The sequence below is a fragment of the Faecalibacillus sp. TM498 genome (genome assembly GCF_020589955.1).
Classification (GTDB): domain Bacteria; phylum Bacillota_I; class Bacilli_A; order Erysipelotrichales; family Coprobacillaceae; genus Faecalibacillus; species Faecalibacillus intestinalis.
In genome coordinates, this window is the sequence record NZ_JAJDKB010000084.1 from 1 (window position 1) to 5,994 (window position 5,994).

A 5,994-nucleotide genomic window follows, 5' to 3' on the forward strand; every position below is an offset into this window, starting at 1 on the left:
TGAGTTTTTATATACTATTTTTTCTGACGCATCCAAATTCTTAATAGATAAAAAAGATGTTCTATGATTTCCGAACATCTTTTCTATTTTTTATTCAATTCCTAAATCTTTGCCATTAGTACCAATGACCGTTTTGTACCAATTGTAACTCTTCTTCAGATATCTGTTTCCTGTACCATTTCCTTCATCATCCAAATCAACGTAGATGATGCCGTATCTCTTTGACATTTGTCCTGTACCATTAGAAACAATATCAATAGGACCCCACATAGTATATCCGAACAGATCAACACCCTTTTCAATAGCTCTTTGCATAGCCTGAACATGTTTTCTCATGTAATCAATACGATAATCATCATTAATTACATTACCTTCCTCTACCGTGTCAATAGCGCCTAATCCATTTTCAGAAATAAATAATGGCTTCTGATATCTGTCATATAAATCCTGTAAAGCCAGCATTAATCCGTCTGGGTCAACTGACCATCCCCATCCTGTCTTTGGTAAATATGGATTTACAATACCTTCAAGTGTATTTGTATCAATAATCTTTTCAGCAGCTTCAGTCTCTTCAGAAGATACTACTCTGCTTCTGTAATAAGAGAATGTAATGAAGTCTACAGGATAAGAAGCAATAATTTCTTCATCTCCCTCTTCAAAAGTGATTTTGATATTATTTTCTTCAAAATACTGCCAGATATAATCCGGATACTTTCCTCTTACCTGAACATCGGAGAAGAAATACTCTTTTCTCTTTTCTTTTTCAGCAGCAATAACATCTTTTGGGTTACATGTGTAAGGATACACTGTCTTGTACGCAATCATTGCCCCAACTTTAGCATGGTTAGAATGCTGGTGAATATACTTTACTGCAAGTGCACTTGCTACAAACTGGTGATGTGCTGCCTGATACATTCTTTGCAGCAGATTTTCGCTGTCAGGATAAATACATGCAGCATCCCAACAGATAGGTTTTACAGCCGCGTTACCAATTTCATTAAATGTCAGCCAGTAATCAACAACATCATCCAGATTATCTACAATCGTTCTGACGAACTTCATGTAAAACTCAATAAATTTACGATTATCCCATCCACCATATGTGTCTACTAAATATAATGGTGTTTCATAATGAGAAATAGTAACCATTACTTTCATTCCAAGTTCATGACAGTATTTAAACATATCATGATAGAAATCAAGTCCTTTTTGATTAGGAGTTTCTTCTTCTCCAGTCGGATAAATTCTGGCCCAGTTGATAGATGTTCTGAAGATATTAAAATTAGCTTCAGCCATCAATTTTAAATCACTCTTATAGGTATGATAGAAGTCAATGGCCTTATGAGTAGGATAATAATCTGCATCTCTTCTCAATCCTCCAAAAAAACCTCTTACTTTAATGTCAGCAGTAGACATTTGTTTGCCATCTTCCAGATAAGCACCTTCACATTGGTTAGCAGCTACTGCACCACCCCATAAAAATCCTTCAGGAAATTCCTTTTTTACTTCTTTATTTAAAAATGCCATATTATTCTCCTTCTTTCTTATATTCAGCTACTATTGTTTTTCCTTTTTTTGCATATCCATCTATAGTGAAACTCATTTTCTTCTCACAACCAGGAAAAAGCATCATTGTTGTCAGATCATATCCTTCCTGTTTCAAATCATAGGAATTCATGCGAATGATTTTATCCCCTCTGTGGACTGTTGTGCCAGCATCTACAAACTTTTTAAATCCAACACCTTGTTTATTTACAGTATCAATACCAATATGTACCAGTATTTCTACACCATCTTCATTTTTCATTCCAAATGCATGCATGGTAGGAAACAACATTGTGACCTCTCCATCACATGGAGCCACAATTACATCATCATCAGGCACAATGGCAACACCGGTTCCCATCATACCTTTAGAAAACACATCGTCATTCACTGCAGTAAGTGGAATGATTTTCCCACTTACCACAGCTGCAAAATCATTTGTGTTTTCTTCTTTTTTTGAAAACAACTTAAACATACTTATTTGATGCTCCTTCCATCATATAAAACATAAGTGCATAGAAATGAGACCACGAAGGAAACAGCAACACCCGCAAGAATTGCTCCCATAGTTTTTTCAAAAATAACTACACCAAGGATAGAAGAATAACCCATTGCAAAAGCTTTAGCACCCATATACCCGGCAACAGCACCACCAGCAATACCACCGGCTACAAGACCAATCATCGGTTTTTTCAAGCGAAGATTAACACCGTATAATGCAGGTTCAGAAACACCGGAAAGCATAGCACCGATACCAGCTGATAATGCAGTTGCCCTAAATTCTTTATCTTTAGTTTTTAAAGCAACAGCACAACAGGAACCACATTCAGAAATGTTATGTAAAATCCAACCAGGTCTGAACACATTATCATACCCAGTACGAGAGAACAATTCCATCATAGGAGCTACAGGCAACATATTTACACCCATCATAACCAAGAATGGCTGAGCTGCGGCAATAATACCCGGAGCAAATCCACCTACATGTGCTTGTAACCAGATGATACCTGCGACAATCCAAGAACCAACAATATTACCAATAGGACCTAATGCTAATACAACGATTGGAAAACCAATTAAGAATACACATAATGGAGCAAATACACTTCTGAATAATCCAGGAATTACTCTGTAGAAGAATCTTTCCAGATATGCACATAGAATAGCTGTAAAAATACCTGGAAGTAATGTACTACCATAGGAAGCTAAATGTACAGGAAGTCCAAACATTGTAGTAGCTTTTCCGGCAGTCATAATAGTATTAAAATCCGGATATACCAATGTCAGTGCAATTGCCATTGAAAAAGCAGGATTGGATTTTAAAACTTTACTTGTACCATATGCCACTAATACAGGCATAAAGTAGAATGGTGCACTGGACATGAAGTTAAGCATTGTATATGCTGTAGAACTTGCTGCTGATGGGATGAAGTAATTCAGTAAAGAGAGAATTACTTTCAGCATACCTGCTCCATACACTACAGTAATGAATGGTGTCAGTGACTGAGACATAAATGTAATTGCTTTTTCAAAATAATATTTGAAATTCTTCTTCTCATTACCAGACACAAGATTTTCATCAAGATTCTCATTAATTGGAGCTTCTGTCTGTACTGAATAATTTTTTTCAAGATTATCAAATACAGGGAATAAATGTTCACCAAGAATAATCTGGTACTGCTGATTTCCATAAACCACACCTAATACTCCAGGTAGATTTTTTATTTTCTCATCCTCTGCTTTATTTCTGTCATTCAAATATAGCCTTAAACGTGTTACGCAGTGTGTAATTGTTTTGATATTTTCGACACCACCTACATATTCCACTATCTGCTTTGTCAAATTATCATAATCTATTTTAGCCATTAGTATCGTCCTTTCTTTGTAACTCATACAGCCTTACAATATGAATCATTAAATAAATACAATCTTCATCAGTACATCTGTAATTAAACTTTCCATTAATAAATTCACTGATTTCATGAATACACCTGTCAACTCCTTCATACTTCGTGACCAATTGACCGAATATATTAGTAACTTCAATAGAACCGTTAGAAGTTTGATGACTGACAATTCTGCTTAAGAAAAATTTCAGGTGAATAATGTACCTTGAATACGCTAACGAATCTTCATCTATCTGATTTCCAAGATATTTCATTGTGATATTCACAATACTGTTTACGCCTTCGAGCAATTCTCTTGTTTCAATATTTGTTTTTTCTTGAGACGCCACAATCAGATGGAAAGCAATAGATGTTGCTTCATCTTTTGGAAGATCTACATGCAGAGTTTCGTTAATATATTGAATAGCACACTTACCTACTTGGTACTCATCTTCGTAAAATCTCTTAATCTCTTCATTAAACAACTTTGAGGTATTATTTCCCTCTCTGAATTGTTTAACACTGAAATCAATATGATCCGAAAGACTGACAAGTAAGTTGACATTATATTTTTGATTCAATGTTTTAGCAGCATAATCAATAATATGTTGTGATACTTCAATCACTTCGAAAGGCACTTCTTCAAATAAAGTAAGATTTAAATTTTTCTGTCTGTCCAGATAAATATATGTCTTCATAATTTCTTCAGGATAAACAATATCATTCTTGCTTTTTTTAAACCCAAGTCCCTTTCCTATCGCTATCATTTCACGGCCGTTTGAATCTTTAACGATAACAATATTATTGTTCACTACTTTAAATGTCCTGTACACCTGTTTATCTAACTTGAGCATGATTCTCCTCCCCAAATACAAATTAAAAAGGCAAACTCAAATATTTAGTTTACCGCCTCAGATAAACTAACGTAAGAATTTGCCTTAATAGCTTAGATTAAGTAACAAGTCTTAATTTGTATTACACTGTAAGTATAGCTGGTACCGCTTTCAATGTCAACAGTATTTTTATTTTTTTCTGGTTTTGGTCAAAAGAAAAATTTATTCCCACCCGGGAGTTTAACACTTGCTCATAGTCGAAATAGCCAAATGTCGTTTATGTACGGCTTTTTTTTCGTCAAATTTTTATTTTTTACTGTTGTATGTGTTGTTGTGATATAATAGTTGTAAAGGATGGCTGCTTCTATGAAACTGTATTATGATAAACGACTTAAAGATCCAACTTACTATATTCAGCAGGGATTTAGAAATGGTAAAAAAACGACAACCAAAAATATCAAAAGATTAGGTAAACATTCTGAGCTTCTTCTTATAACGGATAATCCCTTGGAATACGCTAAAAACGAAGTAAAAAAAATGAATGAGGAATATCGTTCTGGCAGATCTGAATTCATTGTTACTATGGACTTTAATGAAAGAATCCCTTCTACAGATTCTCCTTGTTCGAATTCTACTAGTTTGAACATTGGATATCTGTATCTTAAGGATATCTATGCCAAATTGAATCTGTCTGATTTTTTTAAATCAGTTTCTTCTGACCGAAAGATCACCTACGACTGTAATAAAATCTGTCAGTTTCTTACCTATGCAAGGATTCTGGATCCTGCCAGTAAATATGGAACATACGATAAACTTGATACATACTATGAGAAACCTCAGGTTGAATACCAACATATGATTCGTTTCTTGGATATTCTAGACAGAAACAGTGACCAATATTTAAAACATCTTTTTGACAATTCCGAAAACATCGTTAAACGAGATACTTCAGTTATGTACTATGACTGTACAAACTATTTCTTTGAAACAGAAAAGCCTGATGAGGAGATCGTTGACGAAGTTACTGGAGAAATTATCCTTGGACTTCGTCAGTTCGGAATCAGTAAGGAAAACAAGACATCTCCTATTGTTGAAATGGGGCTTATCATGGACAGCCGTGGAATCCCTATTTCTATGTGTATTCATCCAGGAAACACAAATGAACAGCTTACTGCCGTTCCACTTGAAAAAGAAGTTATAAAAATGACCGGAAACAAAAAGTTCATATATTGTGCGGATGCAGGACTTGGATCCTACAATATCCGTAAATTCAATGATATGGGTGGTAGAGCCTATATTGTTACACAGTCAGTAAAAAAACTTGGACAAGAGATCAAAGATATCGTATTCAACGATTCAAACTACCGTCTATTGTCAAATGACGATGCGATCACATTGAAAGAAATGCGAACATTTAATAAAAAAGACGCAAACAATCTAAGTCTATACAATGATTTTGCCTATAAAGTGATTCCCGCCAACACGGCCATGGATACAGGACTTTATGAAGAAAAAGTATACAAGAACGGTCGAACAAAAAAAGTAAAAGCCAAAGGAACATTACATCAATATATCATTGTCACTTTCTCTAGAAAGATGATGGAATACCAAAGGACTATCCGCGAAAGACAGCTTGAACGTGCTAAAAAGTTATTAAGACTTAAAGATCCTGAAAAAATAAAAAAGGGACAAAATAAATTTTGTCCACATGGTAATAATCTTTGAAGATT

The 5,994-nt window shown here is 34.6% G+C and carries 5 protein-coding genes; 1 reads left to right on the forward strand and 4 read right to left on the reverse strand.

Annotated features, from left to right (window positions below; genetic code table 11):
- Positions 1-90: 90 nt before the first annotated feature.
- The 4 genes from LJD32_RS14345 to LJD32_RS14360 are packed head-to-tail and all read right to left on the reverse strand — an operon-like array spanning position 91 to position 4,285.
- Entirely contained in the window at positions 91-1,527 is a 1,437-nt protein-coding gene (locus LJD32_RS14345; protein ID WP_227392740.1) for a glycoside hydrolase family 1 protein, read from the reverse strand.
- Position 1,528: 1 nt separating this feature from the next.
- Positions 1,529-2,020, reverse strand: a complete 492-nt coding sequence (locus LJD32_RS14350; protein ID WP_227392741.1) for a PTS glucose transporter subunit IIA — start codon at positions 2,018-2,020, stop codon at positions 1,529-1,531.
- 2 nt (positions 2,021-2,022) lie between these two features.
- On the reverse strand, positions 2,023-3,411 hold the full coding sequence (locus LJD32_RS14355) for a PTS transporter subunit EIIC (protein WP_106988918.1): 1,389 nt from the start codon (positions 3,409-3,411) through the stop codon (positions 2,023-2,025).
- Entirely contained in the window at positions 3,404-4,285 is an 882-nt protein-coding gene (locus LJD32_RS14360) for a PRD domain-containing protein (protein ID WP_106988917.1), read from the reverse strand. Before LJD32_RS14360 ends, LJD32_RS14355 begins: the two co-directional genes overlap by 8 nt.
- 345 nt (positions 4,286-4,630) lie before the next feature.
- Here LJD32_RS14360 and LJD32_RS14365 point away from each other — a divergent pair, with 345 nt between their 5' ends.
- Positions 4,631-5,989 (forward strand): transposase, encoded by a 1,359-nt coding sequence (locus tag LJD32_RS14365; RefSeq protein ID WP_227392742.1) that lies wholly within the window; start codon positions 4,631-4,633, stop codon positions 5,987-5,989.
- Positions 5,990-5,994 lie beyond the last annotated feature (5 nt).

Bases quoted from the DNA above. Each gene is read 5' to 3' on its own strand.
- LJD32_RS14345 (WP_227392740.1), bottom strand. From the start codon at position 1,527: ATGGCATTTTTAAATAAAGAAGTAAAAAAGGAATTTCCTGAAGGATTT.
- LJD32_RS14350 (WP_227392741.1), bottom strand. From the start codon at position 2,020: ATGTTTAAGTTGTTTTCAAAAAAAGAAGAAAACACAAATGATTTTGCA.
- LJD32_RS14355 (WP_106988918.1), bottom strand. From the start codon at position 3,411: ATGGCTAAAATAGATTATGATAATTTGACAAAGCAGATAGTGGAATAT.
- LJD32_RS14360 (WP_106988917.1), bottom strand. From the start codon at position 4,285: ATGCTCAAGTTAGATAAACAGGTGTACAGGACATTTAAAGTAGTGAAC.
- LJD32_RS14365 (WP_227392742.1), top strand. From the start codon at position 4,631: ATGAAACTGTATTATGATAAACGACTTAAAGATCCAACTTACTATATT.